At 45.4% G+C, this 1,980-nt stretch carries 2 protein-coding genes; one reads left to right on the top strand and one right to left on the bottom strand.

What is annotated here, in order from left to right:
- Window positions 1–185 (top strand): hypothetical protein (locus A3756_RS26425; RefSeq protein WP_231875469.1); only part of this gene is annotated, 185 nt, incomplete at its 5' end.
- A gap of 434 nt (window positions 186–619) precedes the next feature.
- Here the strand turns inward: A3756_RS26425 and A3756_RS03145 are convergent.
- A complete protein-coding gene (locus A3756_RS03145; RefSeq protein ID WP_068552920.1) occupies window positions 620–1,774 on the bottom strand; it encodes an IS110 family transposase in 1,155 nt (384 codons plus the stop codon).
- Window positions 1,775–1,980: the final 206 nt, after the last annotated feature.

Raw genomic sequence — 1,980 nt, 5'->3', positions numbered from 1 at the left:
TGGGTATACAACTTTTCATGTCTCTTGCCTCTGTCGGTGAAAACGAAGAAGAATTGGTCGAGTTAAAAGCACAGGGTAGCTGGGTTCGTGAATGGCATGTCTGGGTTCTGCTTGCGTGTATTTTTTCTGGGCTGGTAGTCGCAGAATATTACTATCCAGTACTAGAGAGCTTTGGGGCAAAATGACAACTAACAAGTTTATCAAACATCGTTCCGGCCACAAAAACACGTGGCCTGCACTGGACGCGCAAAAAGACGCGCGCCGTTTANNANNGCGTTGGTATGACTCCCCACGTCAAGAGGCCCGCACAAAATCCTGCCGGAACCTCGGCCAGAGCCTTTCTTTTTAATTAACATTCTTCCCGTTAGGGAAGCGTCAACGCATCAGATGAAGCAAGTAATTTCGACGGTGATCATGCTGGTATTCGTGGGTTGCTAACGCGACGCGTTAACCTATCCAACCTTACTTATTACGTCGTGGTGCCTGTCTTCAGTCTATGCTCGTGGATCAATGTACTGCTAGCTCATTGCCAACCTAACGCCTTCGGTGATTGCACCACAGCCGCTGCTTGATCTTTTGCATTGACGCTAAACTTGTTCATGTATTATTCCTTATCTACTTAAGCGGGTACGCGTGAGATTCGTGTTTTTGGATCTATTCTGGGTAAGGTGACTTCCTTCGAGATTGACCAGATATAAGCTATCAGTTCTCGTGCGATCGCCGTTACCACGACACTTCGATGTTTACCTTTGTGTATTAGTCGTTGATATCGTCTACATAATCTCTGTTGTGCTTGCCAAGCTTGATCAATTACCTCTTTCGGCAATCCTTCCTGCCTGAGCTGTAATTCCTTCGATATCTTTGCGGGATAGCGATAGCTATGTGCAGCCTCAACTAACAATCTCCTCGCTCGCCCATTTCCACACTTGGTGATCGCGCCTAAGTGTCGTTTTCCTCCACTTGAATGTTCGGAGGGCGTCGTTCCGATATAACTCATCAGTTTTCTAGGGCTATCAAATCGTGTTAAGTCTCCTAGCTCTACAATGACACCAGTGGCGGTGAGCAGTCGAACGCCTCTCAAGGCTTGTATCGCTTTCACAACCGGATAATATCGCCATTGCTTCACGTGATGGGCGAGTTCATTGTCCAGACGCTCTAGTCGAGCATTGCGTTCTGAAATGGTTTGAATCATCTCTTGCAAGACAAATTGCTGACTAGGATGAGGTAAGATGATCTCTGTTAACCAACGAAGGTGTTTTAAGCTCCAATTTGATTTGCCTGAATAGTTAATATGGTTTCTGAGCAGCAAGGCTTTTAGCTGGAAACGTGCATTATTCAAATCATGCATTGCACGCTCACGTGCTCGAGATAGATCTCGTATTGCTTCATCTGCGGGTTCAGGAACGTAAATCGGATCAAGGTCGCCATTACGAACCAAACGAGCTAAATCTTGTGCATCGCGTTTATCTGCTTTCACGCGTTGTCCGGGTTTCTTTGGAATCAGTGATGGCGCAACAACATAGCAACAATGGCCTAAGCTTGTCAGCAATCGATAAATCCAGTAGCCACAGGGGCCTGCTTCATAAACAAAATGCAGGGTAGCCTGCGGGTATTTGCTTTCAAACTGTCTTGCCATCTTGGTAAGTGATACTTTGGCTGAAGAAACTCTTCCAAGATGTTTTACTTCTGAGCCTCGTTGATCTTCGCAATATGCGACTTCGGTGAACTCCTTATGGGTGTCCAATCCGACAAAAATTATGGTATTGTTTTTCATGGTGCTGGCCTCCGCTTATATGGTATGACACATATATTATGGCTCTGGCTTTGCTAACCCACGATAGGAGGTCAGCACTCTTTTGGGACGTGGGGAGTCATTATGTCTATGTTCCCAATGACTCTATGGAATAGGTAAAGGAATGTTTTACATACCAAATTATTTTTTAAAAAGAAAGGATCCTGGAACTGTTCAACAGCCCATAT

It is taken from the genome of Oleiphilus sp. HI0086 (genome assembly GCF_001635225.1).
The sequence above is the reverse complement of the archived record's forward strand: the minus strand, read 5'-3'. Positions and strand labels throughout refer to the sequence as shown.

Excerpts from the sequence above, each read along its gene's own strand:
- A3756_RS03145 (WP_068552920.1), bottom strand. The coding sequence starts at position 1,774 with ATGAAAAACAATACCATAATTTTTGTCGGATTGGACACCCATAAGGAG.